The 22,939-nt window shown below is 71.4% G+C and carries 13 protein-coding genes; 12 read left to right on the top strand and 1 reads right to left on the bottom strand.

Annotated features, from left to right (window positions below):
* Positions 1-4 precede the first annotated feature (4 nt).
* From WBK31_RS30765 to WBK31_RS30735, 7 genes are all read left to right on the top strand, one after another.
* A complete protein-coding gene (locus WBK31_RS30765) occupies positions 5-1,309 on the top strand; it encodes an extracellular solute-binding protein (protein WP_406673558.1) in 1,305 nt (434 codons plus the stop codon).
* On the top strand, positions 1,310-2,182 hold the full coding sequence (locus tag WBK31_RS30760; RefSeq protein ID WP_364059732.1) for a sugar ABC transporter permease: 873 nt from the start codon (positions 1,310-1,312) through the stop codon (positions 2,180-2,182).
* The gene (locus WBK31_RS30755; protein ID WP_364059735.1) at positions 2,179-3,000 is read left to right on the top strand and encodes a carbohydrate ABC transporter permease; all 822 of its coding nucleotides are present in this window, start codon (positions 2,179-2,181) and stop codon (positions 2,998-3,000) included. The genes WBK31_RS30760 and WBK31_RS30755 overlap by 4 nt, the downstream gene beginning before the upstream one ends.
* 13 nt (positions 3,001-3,013) lie before the next feature.
* Complete coding sequence (locus tag WBK31_RS30750) at positions 3,014-5,911, top strand: glycoside hydrolase family 3 C-terminal domain-containing protein (protein ID WP_406673557.1); 2,898 nt, start codon at positions 3,014-3,016, stop codon at positions 5,909-5,911.
* Between the two features lie 73 nt (positions 5,912-5,984).
* A complete protein-coding gene (locus tag WBK31_RS30745) occupies positions 5,985-6,473 on the top strand; it encodes a hypothetical protein (protein WP_364059742.1) in 489 nt (162 codons plus the stop codon).
* A 167-nt stretch (positions 6,474-6,640) separates the two neighbouring features.
* Positions 6,641-9,292 (top strand): cellulose binding domain-containing protein, encoded by a 2,652-nt coding sequence (locus WBK31_RS30740; protein ID WP_406673556.1) that lies wholly within the window; start codon positions 6,641-6,643, stop codon positions 9,290-9,292.
* Between the two features lie 274 nt (positions 9,293-9,566).
* Positions 9,567-10,016, top strand: a complete 450-nt coding sequence (locus WBK31_RS30735; protein WP_406673555.1) for a hypothetical protein — start codon at positions 9,567-9,569, stop codon at positions 10,014-10,016.
* On the opposite strand, the gene WBK31_RS30730 is transcribed toward WBK31_RS30735, so the two are convergent.
* Positions 10,017-12,866 carry an AAA family ATPase gene (locus tag WBK31_RS30730; protein WP_364059751.1) on the bottom strand — a complete coding sequence of 950 codons (2,850 nt, stop codon included), beginning with the start codon at positions 12,864-12,866 and terminating at the stop codon, positions 10,017-10,019.
* Positions 12,867-13,263: 397 nt separating this feature from the next.
* Here WBK31_RS30730 and WBK31_RS30725 point away from each other — a divergent pair, with 397 nt between their 5' ends.
* The 5 genes from WBK31_RS30725 (at position 13,264) to WBK31_RS30705 (ending at position 22,867) form a co-directional block, all read left to right on the top strand.
* Entirely contained in the window at positions 13,264-15,468 is a 2,205-nt protein-coding gene (locus WBK31_RS30725; RefSeq protein WP_406673554.1) for a TOMM precursor leader peptide-binding protein, read from the top strand.
* Positions 15,469-15,631: 163 nt separating this feature from the next.
* Positions 15,632-16,840, top strand: a complete 1,209-nt coding sequence (locus WBK31_RS30720; protein ID WP_406673553.1) for a SagB family peptide dehydrogenase — start codon at positions 15,632-15,634, stop codon at positions 16,838-16,840.
* 4 nt (positions 16,841-16,844) lie between these two features.
* A complete protein-coding gene (locus tag WBK31_RS30715) occupies positions 16,845-17,669 on the top strand; it encodes an HlyD family efflux transporter periplasmic adaptor subunit (protein WP_364059760.1) in 825 nt (274 codons plus the stop codon).
* Between the two features lie 9 nt (positions 17,670-17,678).
* Positions 17,679-19,937 (top strand): NHLP family bacteriocin export ABC transporter peptidase/permease/ATPase subunit, encoded by a 2,259-nt coding sequence (locus WBK31_RS30710; protein ID WP_364059763.1) that lies wholly within the window; start codon positions 17,679-17,681, stop codon positions 19,935-19,937.
* Positions 19,934-22,867: an NHLP bacteriocin export ABC transporter permease/ATPase subunit gene (locus WBK31_RS30705; protein ID WP_364059766.1), complete on the top strand. Its 2,934-nt coding sequence runs from the start codon at positions 19,934-19,936 to the stop codon at positions 22,865-22,867. The genes WBK31_RS30710 and WBK31_RS30705 overlap by 4 nt, the downstream gene beginning before the upstream one ends.
* The last annotated feature ends 72 nt before the right edge of the window (positions 22,868-22,939 follow it).

Genomic DNA, 22,939 nt, shown 5'->3' with positions numbered 1-22,939 from the left:
GATCATGCTCAGATCACGAGGCGCGGCGATGCTGGCCGCCGCCGTGCTCGCCCTGTCGGCCTGCGGCTCAGGAGGCTCGGGCAGCCCCGACCCGAGCGGCACCGAGCCGCGCGTGTTCAAGCTCTGGCACTACGAGAGCGCCGAGAGCGCCATGGGCAAGGCGTGGGCGGAGGCGATCAAGAAGTTCGAGGCGTCGCACCCGAACGTCAAGGTCGAGTTCGAGGAGAAGAGCTTCGAGCAGATCCAGAAGACGGCGAGCATGGTGCTCAACTCGGACGAGGCGCCCGACCTCATGGAGTACAACAAGGGCAATGCCACGTCGGGTCTGCTGTCGAAGCAGGGCCTGCTGACCGACCTCACCGAGGAGGCCACCAAGCGCGGCTGGGACAAGCTGCTGCCCGGCGGCCTGCAGACCACCGCCAAGTACGACGAACGCGGCGTGATGGGCTCCGGCAAGTGGTACGGCGTGCCCAATTACGGCGAGTTCGTGATGGTCTATTACAACAAGGACCTCTTCGCCAAGCACAAGGTCGAGGTCCCGACCACGTACGAGGAGTTCACCGCCGCGCTGGACACCTTCGTCAAGGCCGGGGTGACCCCGATCGCGAACGCCGGCGCCGAGTACCCGGCCCAGCAGATCGTCTACCAGCTCGCGCTGAGCAAGGCGCAGAAGCCGTGGATGGAGGCGTACCAGCTCTACAAGGGCAAGGTCGACTTCCACGGGCCGGAGTTCACCTACGGTGCGGAGACGTTCGCCGACTGGGTGAAGAAGGGCTACATCGCCCAGAACTCGGCCGGCCTGAAGGCCGAGGACATGGGCGTGGCGTTCATGAAGGGCGAGTTCCCGATGGTCATCAGCGGAAGCTGGTGGTACGGCCGCTTCGCCTCCGAGATCAAGGACTTCGAGTGGGGGCACTTCCTGTTCCCCGGCTCGACCATGGCGCCAGGATCGAGCGGCAACCTCTGGGTGGTGCCCGAGAACTCCGAGAACAAGGACCTGGCCTACGACTTCATCGACATCACGATGAGCAAGGAGATCCAGAACCTGCTCGGCAACTCCGGCGGCGTGCCCGTGGCCGCCGACCCGGCCGCCATCACCGACGAGAAGAGCAAGGAGCTGATCGAGACCTTCAACAAGCTGACCGCCGCCGACGGGCTGGCCTTCTACCCCGACTGGCCCGCGCCCGGCTACTACGACGTGCTGGTGGCCGGCGTCCAGAACCTCATCAACGGCAGCAAGACCCCTGCCCAGGTGCTGGACGAGATCGCCGGGCCGTACGAGGACAACCTCGCCGACCTGGGCAACTAGATGAGCGCACGCACACGCGGCAGGCGGGGTTACTGGCTCTACCTGGTGCCCAGCCTGCTGCTGTTCACCGCCGTCATCGTCGTGCCGTTCGCGATGAACGTGGCGGCGAGCTTCACCCGCTGGTCGGGGGTGGGCACGCCGCGCTGGATCGGCTTCGACAACTACATCCGGCTGCTGTCCGACGAGCGGTTCTGGGAGTCGTTCCAGCACAACGTGGCCCTGATCGTGGCGATGGCGATCGTGCCGACCGCGATCGGGCTCGTGCTGGCCGCCGCCCTGTTCGACTACATCGGCAAGCGGTTCGGCACCCGCACGGCCGCCGCGCTGCGCGCGATGTACTACCTGCCGCAGGTGCTGCCGGTCGCGGTGGCGGGCGTGGTGTGGGGCTGGATGCTGCACCCGTCGTACGGCGCCGTCAACCAGATCTTCGGCCTCGACCTCGACTGGCTCGGCGACCCCGACCTCGCGCTCGCGACCGTGATGGGGGTCATGGTCTGGTTCCAGCTCGGCTATCCGGTGGTCATCTTCATGGCCGGGCTGCAGCGGGTGGACCCGTCCTACTACGAGGCCGCCGAGATCGACGGGGCCTCGTGGTGGCGCAGGTTCTGGCACATCACGCTGCCGCAGATCCGGCCGGAGATCTTCGTGGTGCTGCTGACCTGCACGATCGCGGCGCTGAAGGTGTTCGGGCCGATCTTCGTGCTGACCCGCGGCGGGCCCGGCAACGCGACGATGGTGCCGTCGTACTTCTCGTATCTGAACTTCTTCCAGAAGAGCAACGTCGGCTACGGCTCGGCGATCGCCACGGTGCTCGCGCTGATCATCGTCGTGGTGACGTTCCTCTTCCTGCGGGTGCAGGAGCGTGAGTCATGAGGGGCCCGGGACGCTGGGCGGTGCTGGCCGCGCTCGCCGTGCTGGCCGTAGTGATGATCTTCCCGTTCGTCATCGTGGCCATGAACGCGATCAAGTCGCCGGCCGAGTACAGCTCCCAGGGACCGCTGAGCCTGCCCGACGGGCTCTACCTCCAGGGCATCGTGGACTTCTGGAACCGGGTGGAGTTCGGCACCAAGCTCTGGAACAGCTTCCTGATCAGCGCGTCCGTGGCGGTGCTCGCGGTCGCGCTGTCGGTGCTCAACGCGTACGCGCTGGGCATCGGCAGGGTGAAGGGCCGGCTGTGGATCCTCGTGCTGTTCCTGGTGGCCAACACGCTGCCGCAGGAGTCGCTGGCCTACCCGCTGTACTACCTGGCCAAGGTGGCCGGCCTGTACGACACGCAGCTCTCGGTGATCATCGTGATGACCGCGATCCAGGCGGCGTTCGGCACGTACCTGCTGAGCGCGGTGCTCGGCCAGTTCCCGAAGGAGATCCTGGAGGCGGCGGCGATCGACGGCGCGGGGCGGCTGCGCGCGCTGGTCAGGATCGTGGTGCCGATCAGCCGGCCCACGATCAACGTGCTGCTGATCTTCTTCTTCATCTGGACCTGGAACGAGTTCTTCCTCCCGCTCATCCTGCTCATCTCGAACGACACCCAGACCGTGCCGGTGGCGCTCGGCGTCCTGCAGGGCGAGCGGTACATGGACGCCACCATGTCCAGCGCGTCGGCGCTGCTCGGGGTGCTGCCCGCGGTCGTGTTCTTCCTGATCTTCCAGCGCACGCTGACCCGAGGTGTGACGGTCGGCGCCATCAAGTGATGGAGACCCCGTAATGCGAAAAGTCCCGTTATCGGCCGCGCTCACGCTGGCCGCGTCGCTGCTCATCGCGCCCGCAGCGTCCCCAGCGCCCGCTCAGGCCGCCGAGACCTTCCCCTTCCAGAACCCGGCGCTCCCGCTGGAACAGCGCGTGTCCGACCTGCTCGGCCGGCTCACGCTGGACGAAAAGCTGAGCCTGCTGCACCAGTCGCAGCCCGCGATCCCCCGGCTCGGCATCGGCTACCACAAGAACGGCACCGAGGCCCTGCACGGCGTCGCCTGGTCCAACCACCGCGACGACGGCTGGAGCCAGAAGTTCGCAAGCGGCACGGTCTTCCCGCAGGCCGTCGGCCTGGCCAGCACCTGGGACCCGGAGCTGGTCAAGCGGATCGGCTCGGCCGTCGGCGACGAGGCGCGCGGCTACAACGCCACCGACCCCGTGCTGTGGGGCCTTCAGGTGTGGGCGCCCGTGGTGGACCTGCTGCGCGACCCGCGGGCGGGACGCAACGAGGAGGGCTACTCCGAGGACCCGCTGCTGACCGGGGCCATGGCCACCGCGTACGGCAAGGGCCTGCAGGGCGACGACCCCTTCTACCTCAAGACCGCGCCCGTGCTGAAGCACTACCTGGCCTACAACAACGAGACCGACCGCAGCCTCACCTCCTCCAACCTGACGCCCAAGCTCAAGCACGAGTACTACGAGCCCGCGTTCAAGGCGCCGATCGCGGCCGACGCGGCGACCGGGGTGATGGCGTCGTACAACCTGGTCAACGGGCGGCCCAACCACGTCAACCCCGACCTGGACACGGTCGTGCGGTCGTGGACCGGCAAGACGCTCTACAACGTCAGCGACGCCTGGCGGCCGCACGCGCTCACCGACCTGGAGCGCTACTACGACGACAAGCCCGAGGCGTTCGCGGCGGTGCTCAAGGCCGGGCTGGACGGCTTCACCATCGACGACGGCGACGGCGGGCCGCTGGCCACCCACCTGAAGGCGGCGCTCGACCAGGGCCGCATCACCGAGGCCGATGTGGACAGGGCCGTGTCGCGGGTGCTGTCGATCAGGACCAGGCTCGGGCACTTCGACCCGGACGGCGGGCCGTACAAGAAGATCGGCGCCGAGGTGATCAACAGCGCCGCGCACAAGCGGCTGAACCGCGAGGCCGCGGGGAAGGCGGCGGTGCTGCTGAAGAACTCCGGCGTGCTGCCGCTGTCGGCGCCGAAGTCCGCGGCCGTGGTCGGCCCGCTGGCGGGCAAGCTCTACCGCGACTGGTACTCGGGGCGGCTTCCTTACCAGGTGACACCGCTCGACGGGATCAAGGAGCGGGTGCCCGAGGTGACGACCGCTGAGGGACTCGAACGGATCGCGCTCAAGCACGTGGAGTCCGGCAAGTACCTCACCGCCACCGGCACCGGGCCCGACGACAATGCCGCGCTCATCGACACCGCGCCCACGGCGGCCTCCCAGTGGGACCTGACCGACTGGACCGGCGGCGTCTCCACGCTGCGCAACGCGGGCAACGGCCGGCTGCTCGGCGGCGACTGGCGCTCGCTCGACACCGACGACGCCGAGCCCGACGGCTGGTACGTCTCCCAGCAGTTCGCCCTGGAGAAGCAGCAGGACGGCTCCTACCTCATCCGATACGCGGGTTACGAGACCGTCGAGAGCTGGTTCGGCCTGCCCGACGCGTACGTGGGCGTCACCCCCGAGGGCGCGCTCGGCCTGGTGCCCAAGGCGCAGGCCGCGACGTTCGCCAAGGAGGTCGTCTCCGACGGCATCGCGCAGGCCGCGGCGCAGGCGAAGCAGGCGCAGGTCGCGGTGGTCGTGGTCGGCAGCCACCCGTTCGTGGCCGGGCGCGAGTTCCACGACCGCGACACGCTGCGGCTCGGCGAGGGCCAGCTCCGGCTGATCGAGGCCGTGCGCAAGGCCAACCCGAAGACCGTGGTCGTGCTGGAAACGAGCTACCCGGTCATCGTGGACGCGCCGACGCTGCTGTGGACCACGCACGCGGGCGCCGAGACCGGGCACGCGCTCGCCGACGTGCTCTTCGGCGACGTCAACCCGGGCGGCCGGCTCACCCAGACCTGGCCGGCCCGCGACGACCTGCCGGATCTGCTGGACTACGACCTGGTCAAGACCGGCATGACGTACCTGTACGGCAAAGAGAAGCCGCTGTACGCCTTCGGGCACGGCCTCAGCTACACCACCTTCGGCTACCAGGGCCTGCGCGTGCAGGGGGAGCAGGTGAGCGTCCGGGTCACCAACACCGGCAAGGTCACCGGCGACGAGGTCGTCCAGCTCTACACCCACCAGCGCGACTCCCGCTTCGCGCAGCCGGTCAAGCAGTTGCGCGGCTTCCAGCGGGTGACGCTGAAGCCGGGCGAGAGCCGCACGGTGACGTTCCGGCTGAAGAAGTCCGACCTCGCGGTCTGGGACCACACCAGGAACACGTGGGTCGTCGAGAACGCCACCCATGACGTGCTCGTCGGCTCCGCATCCGACCGGATCCGCCAGTCCACGACGCTGCGGGTCTCCGGCGAGACCGTCCCCGTGCGCGACCTGACGACGACCACCAGGGCGATGGACTTCGACGACTACCGGGGCGTCGTGTTCGCCGACGAGAGCAAGGTGAGCGGCGAGGTCGTCGAGGGCTCGGCGGGCGACTGGCTGGCCTTCACCCGCGCCTCGTGGGGCGGGCGGCTGACGGCGTCGGTGGCCTCGGCGGGCGGCGGCTCGTTCGAGGTGCGGCGCGGCTCGCCGAAGGGCGCGCTGCTGGCGACCGTCGAGGTGCCGGCGACGGGCGGCATCTACGCCTACGGCACCGCGACCGCGACCGTGCGGCCCGGTAAGGGCGATCTCTATCTGGTGTTCAAGGGAGACCTGCGGATCAAGGACTTCGCCGTCGCACGCTGAGAAAAGATGTGACGCCATTGGATAGTCGTGGTATCTATTATGAGTAGATAGCACGACTATCCAAGGAGTTCTCATGACCGTGATCGTTCTCGTGGTCGCCACGCTCGTGTTCCGGGCGCTCGGCGCGCTGGGCGTGCGCAGGTTCGGTACGTGGCGGGAGAGCGCGGCGCACGGCCTCGCGGTCATGCTCGTCATGACGGCGAGCGCGCACTTCGTCCCGGAGAGCGTGACCTTCATGCCGAACTACGGGGACATGGTGGCGATGGTGCCGCCGTTCGTACCGTTCCCGGGGTTCATGGTGTACCTGACCGGGGTGCTGGAGCTGGCCGGGGCCGCCGGGCTGGTGCTCGCGCGCTTCCGCAAGCCCGCGGGGATCTGCCTGGCGCTGCTCTTCGTCGTCCTGCTGCCCGCCAACATCTACGCCGCCATCGCCGGCACCTCGATCGCCTCGCCGCTGATCGAGCGGATCCCCGAGCAGGCGCTCTACATCGCCATCGCGCTGTGGGCGGCGCTCGGTGCGCGCTCGGAACGCCCTGAGGCCAGCGTTTCTGTTACTCGTTAATTCGTCGTACATCCAAACTATTGACCGCCGCCACGCCCGTGTGTGAGCCTGCTTGTGAAGCTCATGCGCGAAGGCGCGGCGACGGTCAGGGTCTCGCATTCTGCTCGTGCATGGCGGTCATCCACGCTCTTGGGGCGCTTCTGGCGTGCCCGGAAAGGAAACCGCGCATGCGAAAAAGGCTGCTTGTCATGCTCACGGCCGCCGCCGTCCTGCTCGTGGCGGCCATCGTGCGGATGACGCCGGTCGCGGCCGTCGCCTCCGACCCGTACGAGTTCAAGAACGTGCGGATCGACGGCGGCGGCTTCGTCCCCGGCATCATCTTCAACCCGTCGGAACGCAACCTCATCTACGCCCGCACCGACATCGGCGGCGCGTACCGGTGGAACCAGACCACCAAGTCCTGGACCCCGCTGCTCGACTGGGTCGGCTGGGACACGTGGGGCTACAACGGCGTGATCAGCCTGGCCACCGACCCCGTGCAGACCAACCGCGTGTACGCCGCCGTCGGCATGTACACCAACGACTGGGACCCGGGCAACGGGGCCATCCTGCGCTCCACCGACAAGGGCGACACCTGGCAGGTCACGCCGCTGCCGTTCAAGCTGGGCGGCAACATGCCCGGCCGCGGCATGGGCGAGGCGCTGGCCGTCGACCCCAACGACGACCGCGTGCTGTACCTCGGCGCGCCCAACGGCAACGGCCTGTGGCGCAGCACCGACTACGGCGCCACCTGGTCGAAGGTGACCAGCTTCCCCAACCCCGGCGACTACGCCCAGGACCCGAGCGACCCCAACGGCTACCTCAGCCACCGCCCCGGCGTCGTCTGGGTCACCTACGACCCCCGCTCGTCCAGCGAGGGCAGCCCCACCAAGACCATTTATGTGGGCGTCGCCGACAAGGACGACACCGTCTACCGCACCACCGACGGCGGCGCCACCTGGTCGCGCCTGGCCGGTCAGCCCACCGGCTACATCGCGCACAAGGGCGTGCTCGACACCGAGAACGGCTACCTCTACATCGCCACCAGCGACACCGGCGGGCCGTACGACGGTGGCAAGGGCGACGTGTGGCGCTACGACACCGGCACCGGCGCCTGGACCCAGATCAGCCCCGTGCCGTCGTCCAGCTCCGACGCCTACTTCGGCTACAGCGGCCTGACCATCGACAGGCAGAACCCCGAGACGATCATGGTGGCCACGCAGATCTCCTGGTGGCCGGACGTCATCTTCTTCCGCTCCACCGACTCCGGCGAGACCTGGACCCGGGTGTGGGACTGGACCTCCTACCCCGACCGCTCGTTCCGCTACACCATGGACATCAGCGAGAACCCGTGGCTGACCTTCGGCACCGACCCGCAGCCGCCCGAGGTCACGCCCAAACTCGGCTGGATGACCGAGTCGCTGGAGATCGACCCGTTCGACTCCGACCGGATGATGTACGGCACCGGCGCCACCATCTACGGCACCGAGAACCTCACCGCGTGGGACTCCGGCGGCAAGTTCACGATCAAACCCATGGCCCGCGGCCTTGAAGAGACCGCCGTGCTCGACCTGATCAGCCCGCCCAGCGGCGCGCCGCTGATCAGCGGCCTCGGCGACATCGCCGGCTTCCGTCACACCGACCTGGACGCCGTGCCGTCCATGATGTTCACCCAGCCCAACTTCACCTCCACGACCAGCCTCGACTACGCCGAGAAGGCACCGTCGATCATGGTCAGGGCCGGAAACTTCACCGACTCCGACCGCCCGGACGACAGCCACGTGGCCTTCTCCACCGACGGCGGCGCCAACTGGTTCCAGGGCACCGAGCCGGGCGGCGTCAACGAGGGCGGCACGGTCGCCGCGGCGGCCGACGGCTCCCGCTTCGTCTGGGCGCCCAAGGGCGTGACGCCCGTCTACTCCGTCGGGTTCGGCAACTCCTGGCAGACCGCCTCCGGCCTGCCCACCGGCGCGATCGTGGAGTCCGACCGGGTCAACGCGATGACGTTCTACGGCCTCAGCGGCGGCCGCTTCTACCGCAGCACGAACGGCGGGGCCACCTTCGCCGCCACCGCCGCCACGGGGCTGCCCGCCAGCGGCAAGTTCAAGGCCGTGCCCGGCATCGAAGGCGACGTGTGGGTGGCCGGCGACGGCGGCATCTGGCACTCCACCGACGGCGGCTCCTCGTTCACCAAGCTGTCCGGCATCACGAACGCCGTGAACGTCGGCTTCGGCAAGGCCGCGCCCGGCGCCGACTACCCGGCCGTCTTCGCCGTCGCCACCATCGACGGCGTCACCGGCCTGTACCGCTCGGACGACGGCGGGTCGAGCTGGCTGCGCATCAACGACGACGAGCACCAGTGGGGCAACATGGGCGAGGCGCTGACCGGCGACCCGCGCGTGTACGGCCGCGTCTACCTCGGCACCAACGGGCGCGGGATCATCTACGGCGACCGTACGGGGCCGCCGATCACCGTGACCCCGACCGTCACGCCGACCGGCCCGACCGAGGAGCCGACCGAGACGCCCGCCCCCGGCGACGACGGGTGCACGGCCACGTACGAGGCGGGCAACTCCTGGCCCGGCGGCTTCCAGGCCGGCGTCACCGTCGAGAACACCGGCGACGCCGCGATCAGCGGCTGGAAGGTGACCTGGACCTGGCCGGGCGACCAGCAGATCACCAACCTCTGGGGCGGCGCCCACACCCAGACAGGCAAGGAGGTCACGGTCACGAACGCCGGCTACAACGGCACGGTGGCGGCCGGGGCGAGCACCTCGTTCGGCTTCAACGCCACCGGAAGCGCCACCCCACCGGCCACCCTGACCTGCACCCCCTCGTAACAGCCCCCGGAACCCGAGCCGTCCCACCCCGCATCCGCCAGGCGGGACGGCTCGGCCTCACCCACCCCGCAAAGGCACACGGACTCCCAAAAGCACCTCAGCCTGGCAGGAGGGGCGCCTGCTGCCGGGCGGCCCGCCGGCTACGGACTTCCTTTCGAGGAGGGGAAGGGGCACCCCCTCCTCGAAAGGATCCTTCGCCCCCACCACGAAGGACCTCTCCTGGGAAGGACCTCTCCTGGGAAAGAGAGGCGGGAGGGTGGGTAGCTGCGGGGGCATGCACACACTCGTCAAAGGACTGATCGCCGGCGCGGCCGGCACCTGCGCGCTCAACCTCGCCACGTACCTCGACATGCTCATCAGGGCGAGGCCCGCGAGCGGCACACCGAAGGAGACCGCGCGCAGGCTGACCGAGGTGGCGGGCGTGAGCCTGGGCGACGAGGAGCGGGCGGGCAACCGCCAGGAGGCGATCGGCGCGCTCCTCGGGTACGCCACCGGCGCGGGCGCGGCCGTCTGCTACGGGCTGCTGGCCGGGAGGCGGCGCCTGCCGTGCCCGGTCGGGGTGGCGGCGCTGACGGTGCTGGCCATGGCCGGCTCCAACGGCCCGATGACCGCCCTGGGCGTCACCGACCCGCGCGAGTGGTCGGCGACCTCCTGGATCTCCGACATCGTGCCGCACATGGCGTACGGGGTCGTCGCGTACGCCGCGTACGAGCTGATGCGGTGATCAGAGGTCTTCCAGGAGCCCGGCGGGCACCGGTTCGTCCGGCGGCGGTTCGTCGTGGTCGTCGGCGAGACCGGTGAGGATGACGGCCAGCTCGGCACGGGTGTGGATGCCCAGCTTGCGGTAGATCCGCGCCAGGTGGGTGTCGACGGTGCGCTTGCTGATCGACAGGGTGGCCGCCACCTCCATGTTGCTCATTCCGCGCAGGACCAGGTCGGTGACCCGGCGCTCGCCCACGGTCAGCGGGTGGCCGTTGCGCCCGTGGCGGCCGGCGGCGGGGGAGCCGGATCGGCGCGGCGCGGTGGCCGCCCGGTGCTTGTCGGCGAGCGCGGCCAGGCGCAGCGCGCCGCAGTCGGTGGCCAGCCGCAGCGCCATGGCGAGCGTCTCGTGCGCCTTGCCGGAGTCGCCCGCCTGGCGCTGGGCGATGCCGAGGCGGACCATCGCCCTGGCCTGTTCGAGCCGGGCGCCCCGGTCGGCCAGCAGGTCCACCGCCTCGTGCAGCATGTCGAGCCGGGTGCTGCCCTCGTGGGCGACGCTGCCCGCGCTCAGCGCGCGGGCGATCGTGGTGGGCGCGCCCCAAGCCCGCGCCAGCTCCAGCTCCCGTTCGGCCATCATGCGGGCGGCCGACCGCTCGCCGGACAGGGCGTAGGCGAGGATCGCGTGCGGGCCCCAGGGCACGCAGGCCGGGTTCGTGATGCCGGCGGCGGTCAGGCGGCGCCCGCACTCCAGCAGGGTCAGCAGCCCGTCGCGGGGCCGGCCGTGCGACAGGTGCACGCGCCCGAGCGTGTCCAGGACGTGGCCGGAGATGAGCGGATGCCAGTCGCCGTACGTCCTGACCGAGCGCAGCGCGGACTCGGCGGCCTCCAGCTCGCCCCGCTCGACCATGATGCGGGCCGCACAGGCGGTGGCGACGGCGTGAAAGCCCTCCGCCTCGACCTCGCGGGCGCTGGCGATCGCGTCGTTGGCGTCGCGCAGCGCCGCGTCCAGGCGGCCGAGCTGGTAGCGCACCTCGGCCCTGGCCGACAGCGTCAGGGCCAGGCGGGTGGCCGAGCCGGTGTCCCTGGTCTCGGCGACCAGCCGTTCCGCCCAATAGGAGGCCTCGTCGAGGCGATCGCCCCACACGAGCGGCAGCACGACGGTGACCGGCACCGCGCCCTGGCCGTCCAGGCAGCGGCGGGTCTGGGCGAGCATGCGCGGCAGGTTGCGGCCGCGTACGCCGGTGGCCAGCGCGAGGATGCTGAGGAACTCCCTGGCGGCGGGGGTGAGCAGGGTGCCGAACGAGCGGCTCAGCCGCCGCACCCCGATCCGCCCCGCGGAGCGGCCCCACACCAGCGCCTGGGCGGCGAACAGCAGGGCCAGGTCGGCGCCCGCGAGGTGCGGCGTGGCCGCCGCCGTGGCCGCGGCCTCGGCCATCACCTCGCCCGCCTCGACGGAGTTGGCGCTGACCAGGATGTCGGCGAACGGCGTCATCGACATCAGCGCCTGCGGCGCCCGCTTGACCCGGCCGTAGACGGTGCGCAGGTGGCGCAGGCAGGCGGGCAGGTTGCGGTGCATCTCGACCGCGCCCAGCTCGGCGGTGACCTCCAGCACCGTCTCGCGGTCGTCGGTCTCGGCCAGCGCGCGGTGCAGGTAGCCGGTGGCGTCCTGCCAGGAGTGCTCGTTGCCGGCCTCGCCGGCGGCCTCGCGCAGCACGGTCACGGTCTGCGGGTCGCCGGTCGGGCCCGCCGACATCAGGTGCCGGGCCGAGCAGCGCAGCGGCCGGCCGAGCCGGTGCAGCAGCGCAGCGGTACGGCGGTGCAGCTCGTCGCGCTCGGCCGGGTCCATGCCGGCCAGCACGGTCTGCTGGATGCCGGGGTGTGCGAATCTGTCGGGCGGCGCGCCGGTGACCAGCCCGAGCCGCCGTAACCGTGCCGCGGCCACCCGCGCGGCGTCCTGGCCCTGGCCGGCCAGCATGGCGGCGATCTCCAGGCCGTCGTCGGGCGCCACGACGGCGAGGCTGCGTAACAGGGCGACGCAGTCGGCGTCGGCGCCGGAGTCGCTGTCGGTCAGCCAGCCGAGCACGGTCTGCGTCATCGCCGCCGCGCCCGCGTCCAGCACCTGGGGCAGCTCGTCGCGGGTGGCCGGCACGCCGGTCCTGGCCAGCCTGGCGGCGAGCTCGTGCAGCAGCGCGGGGTTGCCCTGGGTGAGCTGGTGGCAGGCGTGCGCGACCTCGGCCTCCACCTGCTGCTCGGCGGTGCCGAGCTGGCCGGCGAGCAGCCGCCGCGCGGCCAGGTGGGTCAGCGGGGCGGGCCGCAGCAGCCGCATGTACGGCAGCGCCGCCAGGTCTCTGGCCAGGTCGTTCCCGCCGGGCTCGCCGGGCTCGTCGCTGGTCAGGATCATCGCGATGGGCAGGCCGTCGAGCCGCCTGGCGATGTAGGAGCACCACTCGGCGGACTGCTGGTCGGCGTGGTGCACGTCGTCGACGGCGATGATCAGCGGCTGGTCGCCGGTGAAGTCACGGGTGGCGCGGTAGAGCCCGTGCAGCACGTCGGGGGTGACGGGGTCGTCCGCGCGGTCCTGGTCCAGTCGCAGGCCGGTGGGCGGTGCGCGGCCCGGCGACATGAGCGGCTCGAAGAGCTGGCGTACGACGCCGAGGTGGTGCTCGCGTTCGGCCGGGTGGCCGCGGGCCATGAGCAGCAGCGCGCCGGTCTCCGACAGGGCGGACAGCGCCGCGTTGAGCAGCGTGGTCTTGCCGATCCCGCGTGCCCCCTGGATCAGCAGCACCGCCGGGTTGCCGGATCGGATCCTGGACAGCGCTTCGCGCACTGCGGCGAGTTCGGTGTCACGGTGTAGCAGCGTCTGTCCGGAAGACATTGCTACTCCCCAAGCCTTGGCCCCCTGGACTGTCATAGGGATCATCCCGCCAAAGGCAGGTCGGCTGTCAATAGTTGACCGACAAATCGGACAATTGTGACAAGGCATGGTCAGTCCTGGTGCCCTACTCTGCGCCGGCCCGGATGCGCATTCTCGGCGGCTCACATACGTATTTCACCGCATTGTGCAGCCAAATGCGTACGCCGGAATTACGTCTTTACATGGCGGCGAGCCCGATGCGACTCTGCGATCAACCGCCGGCACCGTTGGACGGCGGCACCGACGAGGACCCAAAACGGGGAGGGCCATGGACCGCCCACGTCTCAAAGCGCATTTCACTTCGCAGTTACTCGACGGGTCGACGGTCTTTCTCCTGGCCGAGGGCCAGCATTATCGGGTGACCGCCGCCGGGGCCGGAAAAGTCCTGCCTTACCTGGACGGACGGCATACTGTCGCGGAGATCGCCGCCGCCTTGAGCGACGAGCTGCCGCTCATGCAGACGCTCATGGCCATTCGCAAGTTCGCCGCCTACGGCGTGCTCGCCGACGGGCGGGCCGAATGGCCCGAGCACACCCTCGCCTTTTGGGACGCGCAGGGAATCGACCCGGTGCGCGCACGGTCGGCGCTGGAAAGCACCGAATTCGTCGTCGTCGCCGCCGAGGGCGCCGACCCCGGGCCGATCGGTGCCATGCTGCGCGAGCACGGGCTGCGCATGCGTACGCGGACCGTCGAGGAGGAGGCCGCGGGCCCCGCGGGCGCGATGGCGGTCGTCGTCACCGGCGACTACCTCGACCCCGCGCTCGACCGGCTCAACGCCGCCTACCTCGCCGCCGGGCACCCGTGGGCGCTGATCAAGCCGGACGGCGTCACCCTGTGGATCGGTCCGGTGCTGCGGCCTGGGCAGACCGCCTGCTGGGCCTGCCTGGCGCAGCGGCTGGCCGGCAACCGGCAGGTCGAGCGCTATCTGGCGGGCAAGCGCGGCGGCGGCATGCCGTACCACCCGGTGCGCGAGTCGGTGCCAGGCCCCTCGGTGGCGGGCGGGCTGCTGGCGGTGGAGCTCGCCAAGATCGCCGCCCGCCGTGACGACCCCTCGGCCGCCGCCTCCCGGCTCGACGGCAAGATGACCACCATCGACCTGCGCACCCTGGGCGTGAGCGAGCACACCGTCATCCGGCTGCCGCAGTGCCCGGCCTGCGGCGACCCCACGCTGATCAGCGAGCGCAGCCCCAAGGTGACGCTCTCGGCCCGCGACGCCAGGCACGTCACCGACGGCGGCTACCGGATCGAGCCGCCCGCGCGTACGTACGCACGGCTCGAAAAGCACATCAGCCCGCTCATCGGCGCGGTGACCAGGTTGCACACGTTCGCCGACGAGGACAACGGCGTCACCTACAGCTTCACCGCGGGACACAACTTCGCCATGATCGGCGACAACATGGACCTGCTGCGCCGCAACCTGCGCGGGCAGAGCGGCGGCAAGGGCCGCACCGAGGTCCAGGCCAAGGTGAGCGCCCTGTGCGAGGCCATCGAGCGCTACTCGGGCGTGTGGCGCGGCGAGGAGCCGGTGACCGAGGCCGCCTACGCCGACCTCGACCCGGCCGTGGCCGTGCACCCGGAGAGCCTGCTGCACTTCTCCGACCGCCAGTACGCCATCCGCGAGGAGTGGAACAAGGACCCCGCGCACCGCCTGCACCTGGTGCCCGAGCGCTTCCGCACCGACCTGCCGGTGGACTGGTCGTCGGCCTGGTCGCTGACCGAGGAGCGGGAGCGGCTGGTGCCCTCGGGCTACGCCTGGTACGGCCACCCCGACCTGGAGCGGCACTTCTACTGCGTGGGCGACTCCAACGGCAACGCGTCGGGCAACTCCGTCGAGGAGGCCATCCTGCAGGGCTTCTGCGAGCTGGTGGAGCGGGACGCGGTGGCGCTGTGGTGGTACAACCGGGCCCGGCGGCCGGCCTTCGACCTCGACTCGCTGCACGACCCGTACGTCGACACCGTGCGCGAGTTCTACCAGGGCATGGACCGCGACATCTGGCTGCTCGACATCACCACCGACCTCGGCATCCCGGCGTTCGTGGGGGTGTCGTACCGCAGGAACCACCCGGTCGAGGACGTCATCGTCGGCTTCGGCGCGCACCTCGACCCGCGCATCGCCGCCATCAGGACGCTGACCGAGGTCAACCAGTTCCTGCCCTCGGTGGAGCGGCGCGACGAGCAGGGCAACACGCTCTACCTGGACGACGACGTCGCCACGCTCGCCTGGTGGAAGGAGACGAAGCTGGCCGAGCAGCAATGGCTGGTGCCCGATCCCGCGCAGCGGGCGCGCACGCTCGCCGACTACCCCCCGTCGGGCGGCGAGGACCTGGCGGCCGACGTCGAGACCTGCGTGGAGCGGGCCGCCGCGGCCGGCCTGGAGGTCATCGTGCTCGACCAGAGCCGCCCCGACCTGGAGCTGAGCGTCGTCCGCGTGATCGCGCCCGGCATGCGGCACTTCTGGCGGCGGCTCGGCCCCGGCCGCCTGTACGACGTGCCGGTCGCGCTCGGCTGGATCCCGAGGCCCCTCGCGGAGGACGAGCTCAACCCCGTCAGCGTCTTCTTCTGACGGACCCGGGCCCCGAGACACCGCAGTGAACGAGAGAGGAACCCGGCGTGAGTGAGACGAGACGGCGATTGCGCCGCGACGCGACGCTGGCCGAGTCGGACGGCGAGGTGCGCATCTCCTCGCCGGCCTCGCGCTGGGACTGCGGAACCTGCCCGAGCAGACGGTGGCCGCGCTCCGCGTGCTCGCGGCGGGCGAGGCGACGGAGACGGCGCTCGCGGCCACCGTGGGGGAGGCCGGGCTGTTGCGCTGGAACCTGCTGCTGCGCCGCCTGGCGATGGGCGGCATGCTGGAGTACGGCACGCCGCGCGCCAGGCTGCGGCCCGTGGGCGCCGGCCCCGTCGAGCCCGCCGCCGCGCCCGGCCCCGGCAGCAGGATCAAGCTGTCCCGCTTCGCCGTGATCACGGCGGAGGACGGCGTCCTGTGCGTGCGGGGCCCGCGCAGCCCCGCCGTGGTCGAGCTGGAGCCCGCCGCCGCCGGTCTGCTGGGCGCGCTGTCCGGCTGGACCACCCCGGCCGAGGTGGGCGACCGCGAGCTGCTGCGCTTCCTCGCCGCCGCCGACGCGCTGACCACCGAGGCCGAGGACGGCGACCTGGAGCTGGCCCAGTGGCAGCCGCGCGACCTGTGGCTGCACGCCCACAGCAGAGGGCCGCGGCTCACCGACAGGTACGGCGGCACGTACCCGTTCAAGGACCGCTTCGAGCCCCTGCCCGCCAGCCCCGCCCCCTTCGGCGGCAAGCGGGTCGAGCTGGCCGCCCCCGACATGGACGAGCCGGGCCGGGGCCTGTACGAGACGCTGGAGCGCCGCCGCTCGATACGCGAGCACGACCATGACGCGCCCATCACCCTCGACCAGCTCGGCGAGCTGCTCTACCGGTCGATGCGGCGCCGCGCGGCCTTCGCCTCGCCCGACGGCCAGGAGCTGGCCGACCGTCCCTATCCCTCCGGTGGATCGGTGCACGAGCTGGAGGTCTATCCGCTCGTCGTCTCCTGCCGCGGCCTCGACCCGGGTCTGTGGCACTACGACACCGCGGGGCACGCCCTGGAACTGGTGGCCGAGCCGGGGCCGGCGGTGCGGGTGCTGGTGGAGCGGGCCAGGGCGGCGGCCCAGCTCGAACAGGACCCGCAGGTGCTGCTCATCGTCACCGCCCGCTTCGGCCGGGTCATGTGGAAGTACGAGGCCATCGCCTACCCGCTGGTGCTCAAACACGTGGGCGTGCTCTACCAGACGATCTACCTGGTCGGCACCGCGATGAACCTGGCCGTGTGCGGGCTCGGCGGCGGCGACGCCGGCGACTTCGCGCGCGCCAGCGGTCTCGGCTACCTGAGCGAGGGCAGCGTCGGCGAGCTGGTGATCGGCAGCAGGCGGGGATAGAGCGATGAAGTTCCGGTTCAAGGCGCTGCAGCGGATGCGCGAGCCCGACGAGCTCGACTCGCCGACGCTGCTGGCCTCGCCGCGCGGATGGATCGCCACGTTCGTGGTGCTCATCATCGTGGCGGCGGCGGCCGTCTGGTTCTTCGTGGGGCGGCTGCCGGTGACGGTGTCCGCTGCGGGCGTGCTCACCCATCCCGCGGGCACCGCGCGGCTGCAGAGCCCGTACGGCGGCACGGTCCGCTCGATGCTGGTCCGCCCCGACGACGCGGTGCGGCGCGGCCAGGAGGTCGCGGTGATCGCCGTCGACGGCGGGACGGGCCGGGTGAGCGAGCGGATCGTGCGCAGCCCGTTCACCGGGCGGGTGGTCGCCTTCAACGCGGTGGACGGCCACGTGGTCGCGCCGGGCGAGGAGCTGCTGCTCATCGAGCGCACGGACGCCCCCGACGACCGGCTGGTGGCGATGCTGTTCGTGCCGGTGGACCGCGCGATGGGCGTGGTGCCGGGCCGGCCCGTCGACCTGTCGGTGTCGTCGGCGCCGCCGGGCGCGTTCGGGCTGCTGCGCGGGCGGGTTCACTCCGTCAGCGCGTACCCGGTGATGCTGGAGCAGGCGGCCGACCTGGTGGGCGGTGTGGAGGCGGCCCGCGGCTACCTCAAGGGCGCGCCCGCCCGGCTCGTCATCGTCGATCTGGAGCGCGACCCGACCACGCCGTCCGGCTACGCCTGGTCCACCAAGGACGGGCCGCCGGTGCCCCTGCAGTCGCAGGTATCGGTGGCCGGAGCGATCGTCCTGGGCAGCCAGACCCTGTTCGACCTGCTGCTCGGGCGCTGAGGGGGAGATGTGACGACCACGAGCGCTCCCGCGCAGGCCAGGCAGCCGGCCGCCCCGCGCACGCCGCGGCCCCGGCCGGCCAGGCGGTGGCGGTGGCGGCGGCGCACGCCGACCGTGATCCAGATGGAGGCGGTGGAGTGCGGGGCCGCCTCGCTGGCGATGATCCTCGGCTACTACGGCAAGTTCGTCCCGCTGGAGGAGCTCCGTGCGGCCTGCGGCGTCTCCCGCGACGGCGCCAAGGCCTCCAGCGTGATCGCCGCCGCCCGCCGGTACGGGCTCATCGCCAGGGGCTTTCAGATGGAGGCCGAGGACCTGCGGACGCTGACCGGTCCGGCCATCGTGTTCTGGGCGTTCCAGCACTTCATGGTGCTGGAGGGCGTGCGCAGCCGGTTCGGCAGGAAGGCCGTGGCGGTCAACGACCCGGCCAACGGCCCCCGCATGATCGACTGGGACGACTTCGACTCGGGCTTCACCGGCGTCGTGCTCACCTTCGAGCCCGGCCCCGACTTCCGGCCGGGCGGCCGGCCCACCAGGGTCGGGCAGGCGCTGCTGGCCCGCCGCATGCCGTCGGGGCGGGCCCTGCCGCTGGTGCTGCTGGCCAGCCTGCTGCTGGTCGTACCCGGCATCATCGGGCCCGCCTTCAGCCGGGTCTTCATCGATCGGGTGCTGAGCGGGCGCGACCCCGGCTACCTGGTGCCGCTGCTGTTCGGCGTGGGGGTCACGGCGGTCGCGGTGTTCGTGCTGACCTCGGTGCAGCGGCACTATCTGCTGCGCATGGAGATCCGGCTCGGGCTGGTCAGCTCGGCCCGCTTCTTCCGGCACCTGCTGCGGCTGCCCGTGCAGTTCTACCTCCAGCGCCGCCCCGCCGAGGTCGCCAAGCGCGTGCAGGCCAACGACACCGTCGCCGAGATCCTCTCCCGCGACCTCGCCATCACCCTCGTCAACCTGGTCCTGGTGCTCTTCTACGGCATCGTGCTGATCCGCTACGACCTGCTGCTCGGCCTGGTCGGGGTGGGCATGGCGATGGTCAACATCCTGGTGCTGCGCCAGGTGTCCAGGGCGCGCACGGACGCGGTGGCCGCGCTCCGCGCCGACCTCGGCAACCTGACCTCCACCACGTTCAACACCCTGCAGCTCATCGAGACCGTCAAGGCGACCGGCGCCGAGCCCGCCGCCTTCCAGCGCTGGTCGGGCTTCCTGGCCAAGGCGGTCACCGCCAAGCAGCGGCTGGGCGTCACCACCGCCATGCTCACCGTCGTGCCGCCGCTGCTCGCCGGCGTCAACAGCGGGCTCATCCTGCTGATCGGCGGGCTGCGCGTGGTCGACGGCGTGATCAGCGTCGGCATGCTGGTGGCCTTCCAGACGCTGCTCAGCTCGCTGTCCAGGCCCGTCACGCAGCTCACCAACCTGGGCGGGCAGCTCCAGGACATCTCCGCCGACGTCTGCCGGCTCTACGACGTCGAGAAGTACCCGGTGGCCAGGGTCTTCGAGCGGCACGCGCCCGTACGGCAGCGCGCCGAGGGCCGGCTTGACGGGCGGCTGGAGTTCGACCGGGTCACCTTCAGCTACAGCGCGACGGCCGACCCCGTCATCAAGGACCTGTCGTTCACGCTGGTGCCGGGGCGCAGGCTCGCGATCGTCGGCAACTCCGGCAGCGGCAAGTCGACGGCGGGCAAGCTCGCCGCCGGCCTGTACGTGCCCACGTCGGGGCGGGTGCTGCTCGACGGGCTGCCCAGGGAGGAGCTGCCCAGGGAGGTGGTGGCCGCGTCGGTCGCGTACGTGGACCAGGACATCACGCTGTTCGAGGGCACCGTGCGCGACAACCTCACGCTGTGGAGCGAGGACCTGCCCGACGAGGTGGTGGTCTCCGCGCTGCGCGACGCCGCGCTGTTCGACCTCATCGCCACCAGGCCGGGCGGACTCAACAGCGGCGTGCTGGAGGGCGGGCGCAACTTCAGCGGCGGCCAGCGGCAGCGCCTGGAGCTGGCCAGGGCGCTGTCCATCAGGCCGACCCTGCTGATACTCGACGAGGCGACCAGCGCGCTCGACCCGGAGACCGAGCGGGTCATCGCCGACAACCTGCGCAGACGCGGCTGTGGCTGCCTGATCATCGCCCACCGGCTGTCCACGGTGCGCGACGCCGACGAGATCATCGTGCTCGACCGCGGCGAGGTGGTCGAGCGCGGCCGGCACGCCGAGCTGCTGGCGCTGGACGGTCACTACGCCGAGCTGCTGAGAAGCTCGCGCAGGAACGGGGAGGGAACGTGACGACCCCGATGCTCTCGGCGTTCTCGCCGTTCTTCACCGACGCGGCTACGCCGGTGGACTACTCCGCCGACAACCTGTTCGTCATGTCGGGCGTGCGCGAGGTGCTGCTGGTCGAGCGGGGCGAGGTGGACCTGTTCGCGGTACGCCTGGACAACGGCCGCCCCGTCGGCCGCTGGAACTACCTGTGCCGGGTCCGCGAGGGCACGCTGCTGCCGGGCGCCCCGCGCGGGCCCCGGCACGGCATCGTCGGGCGTCCCGTGCTCGGCTCGCGCGTCTCCCGCGTGCCGCTGGCCAGGCTGCGCGAGCTGGCCGGCGCCGGGCGCTCGGCCACCATGTCCACCACCGGCTACGGGCTGGCCGTCAAGCAGCTCGTCCGCGGCGTGGAGGCCGGCATGGTGTCGCTGGCCACGGCGCTGCGCGACGGGCTGCCGCCGCGCGAGTTCGTCCCGCTGGCCTCCGACGCGGTCACCGAGCTGGACCGCGGCCGCGCCGCCAGGTCCGTGGACGGCGTGCAGTGGCTCACCGTCGAGGAGGGCGCGGTCGAGATGCCCGACGGCGTCGCCGGCGTGCTGACGGCGGGGGCCGAACTCGCGGTGACCGAGCGGGACTGGGTGGTCGCCACCGCGCAGGCCCGGCTGCGCGCCCGCTCGACCTGGCAGCTGCTGGCGGACGAGACGCTGTGGAGCCGCTGGGTCGAGCACGCCATCCGCTTCCTCTACACCGTGGACCGCCGCGTCGAGCGGCAGCGCGCCCACGAGCTGCGCTCGCTCGAACGCAGGAAGGAGCGCGAGTCGGGCGTCGCCGTGGCGGCGCGGCGCGGCTTCGACACGCTCGTCCGCGACACCGAGGCCCGGGTACGCCTGGCCGACGTCACCGCGGACCCGCCGATGCTGGCCGCCGCCAGGCTGGTGGCCTCGCACGGCGGCTTCAGCGTGGTCGCGCCGCCGCCCGGCGGAGGCAGGGACGTCGACTCGCTCCAGGCGATCGCCCTGGCCTCCGGGGTGCGCACGCGCTCCGTCCGGCTGGACGACGGCTGGTGGAAGCGGGACATCGGCCCCATGGTCGGCTATCTGCGCGAGGATGACACCCCCGTGGCGCTGCTGCCGATCGGCTCGCGCTATGTGCTCGCCCAGCCGGGGCAGAGCCGGGTCACGCCCGTCACCAGGGCGGTGGCGGCCACCCTGGCCAACAAGGCCGACGTGCTGTACGAGCCGCTGCCGCCCGACGTCCGCACGGTCGCCGGGCTGCTGCGCTTCGGGCTCGCGCGCAACGGCCGCGACCTGTTCGTGCTCGCCTCGCTCGGCACGCTCGTGGCCGTCATCGGGCTGCTCGTGCCCGCGATGACCGGGCTGGTGCTGGGCACGTTCGTGGCGCGCGCCGAGCGCGACCTCATCGTGCAGGGTGCGGCGCTGGTGATCGGCGGCGCCTTCGTGGCGGCCGCGCTGTCGATCGTGCAGAACGTGGCCGCGCTGCGCATCGAGGGCCGCGCCTCCGCGCGCGTGCAGGCGGGCGCGTGGACGCGGCTGCTGTCGTTGCCCGTCACGTTCTTCGGCCGCTACTCCACCGGCGAGCTGGGCACGACCGTGCTCGGCGTGAGCGCGGCGCAGGAGATGCTCTCCGGCGTGATGACGACGGCCACGCTGGGGCTGTTCGGCGGCCTGGCCAACCTCGTCCTCGTCTACGTCTACGACGTCCGGCTGGCCCTGCTCGCGACCCTGCTGGTGCTGATCGGCATCCTGGTGTGCGCGGTCGCCGGATTCTTCGAGGTACGCCTCCAGCGCCGCCTGTACGAGCAGGAGCAGCGGCTGTCGTCGCGGGTGTTCCAGCTGCTGTCGGCGGTGCCCAAGCTGCGCGTGGCCGCCGCCGAGGACCAGGCGTTCTCGGTGTGGAACCGCGACTTCATGAAGGCCAGGGCCACCTCGGCCAAGGCCAGGCGGCTGCAGAACCTGGTGACCACCTTCAACGCGGGCTTCCCGCTCGTCTGCTCGTTCGTGATCTTCGCGGTGGCGGCGGGGCCGCTGCGCGGGGAGCTGCCGATCGCCGCGTTCCTCGCCTTCTTCACCGCCTTCAACCTGCTCATCGCCTCGGTGCTGCAGTTCACCGGCGCGGCCATCACCGCCATGAGCATCGTGCCGATGATGGAGAAACTGGCACCCGTGCTGGAGGTCGAGCCCGAGGACCACGCGGGCAAGGCCGACCCCGGCGAGCTGTCGGGCCGCATCACGATGTCCAAGGTCTCCTTCCGCTACGGGGCCGACGGCCCGAGGGCGCTCATCGACGTGGACCTGTCGATCGAGCCCGGCGAGTTCGTCGCGATCGTCGGCCCGACGGGCAGCGGCAAGTCCACGATCCTGCGCCTGCTGCTCGGCTTCGAGCAGCCGGACTCGGGCAGCGTCATGTACGACGGCCAGGACCTGGCCGAGCTGGACCTCGGCGCGGTGCGCCGGCAGTGCGGAGTGGTGCTGCAGAACGGCGCGCTGCTCGCCGGCGACATCAGGCAGAACATCGTCGGCAGCACCGGCCACACCATCGACGACGCCTGGGAGGCCGCCGCGATGGCCGGCATCGACGCCGACATCTCGGCCATGCCGATGGGCATGCACACCGTGCTGTCGGAGGGCACCCACACGCTCTCGGGCGGGCAGCGGCAGCGCATCATGATCGCCAGGGCGCTGGTCTCACGTCCGCGCATCGTCTTCTTCGACGAGGCCACCAGCGCGCTCGACAACCCGGCACAGAACGTCATCGCCGAGAGCACCCGCAGGCTCAACGCCACCCGCGTGGTCATCGCCCACCGGCTGTCCACGATCAGGGACGCCGACAAGATCCTCGTGCTCGACGGCGGCCGCGTGGTCCAGCAGGGCACCTACGACGAGCTGCTGGCCGATGAGCAGGGACTGTTCGCGCGCCTGGCACGGCGGCAGATCTGAGCGCGGCGACGGCGCTCCCGGCCGACGCTCCTCCCGGCCGACGGCGCTCCCGGGACACGCGGCGACGGTGCT

The sequence above is a fragment of the Nonomuraea sp. N2-4H genome, assembly GCF_045291505.1.
Taxonomy (GTDB): Bacteria; Actinomycetota; Actinomycetes; order Streptosporangiales; family Streptosporangiaceae; genus Nonomuraea; species Nonomuraea fastidiosa.
The sequence above is the reverse complement of the archived record's forward strand: the minus strand, read 5'-3'. Positions and strand labels throughout refer to the sequence as shown.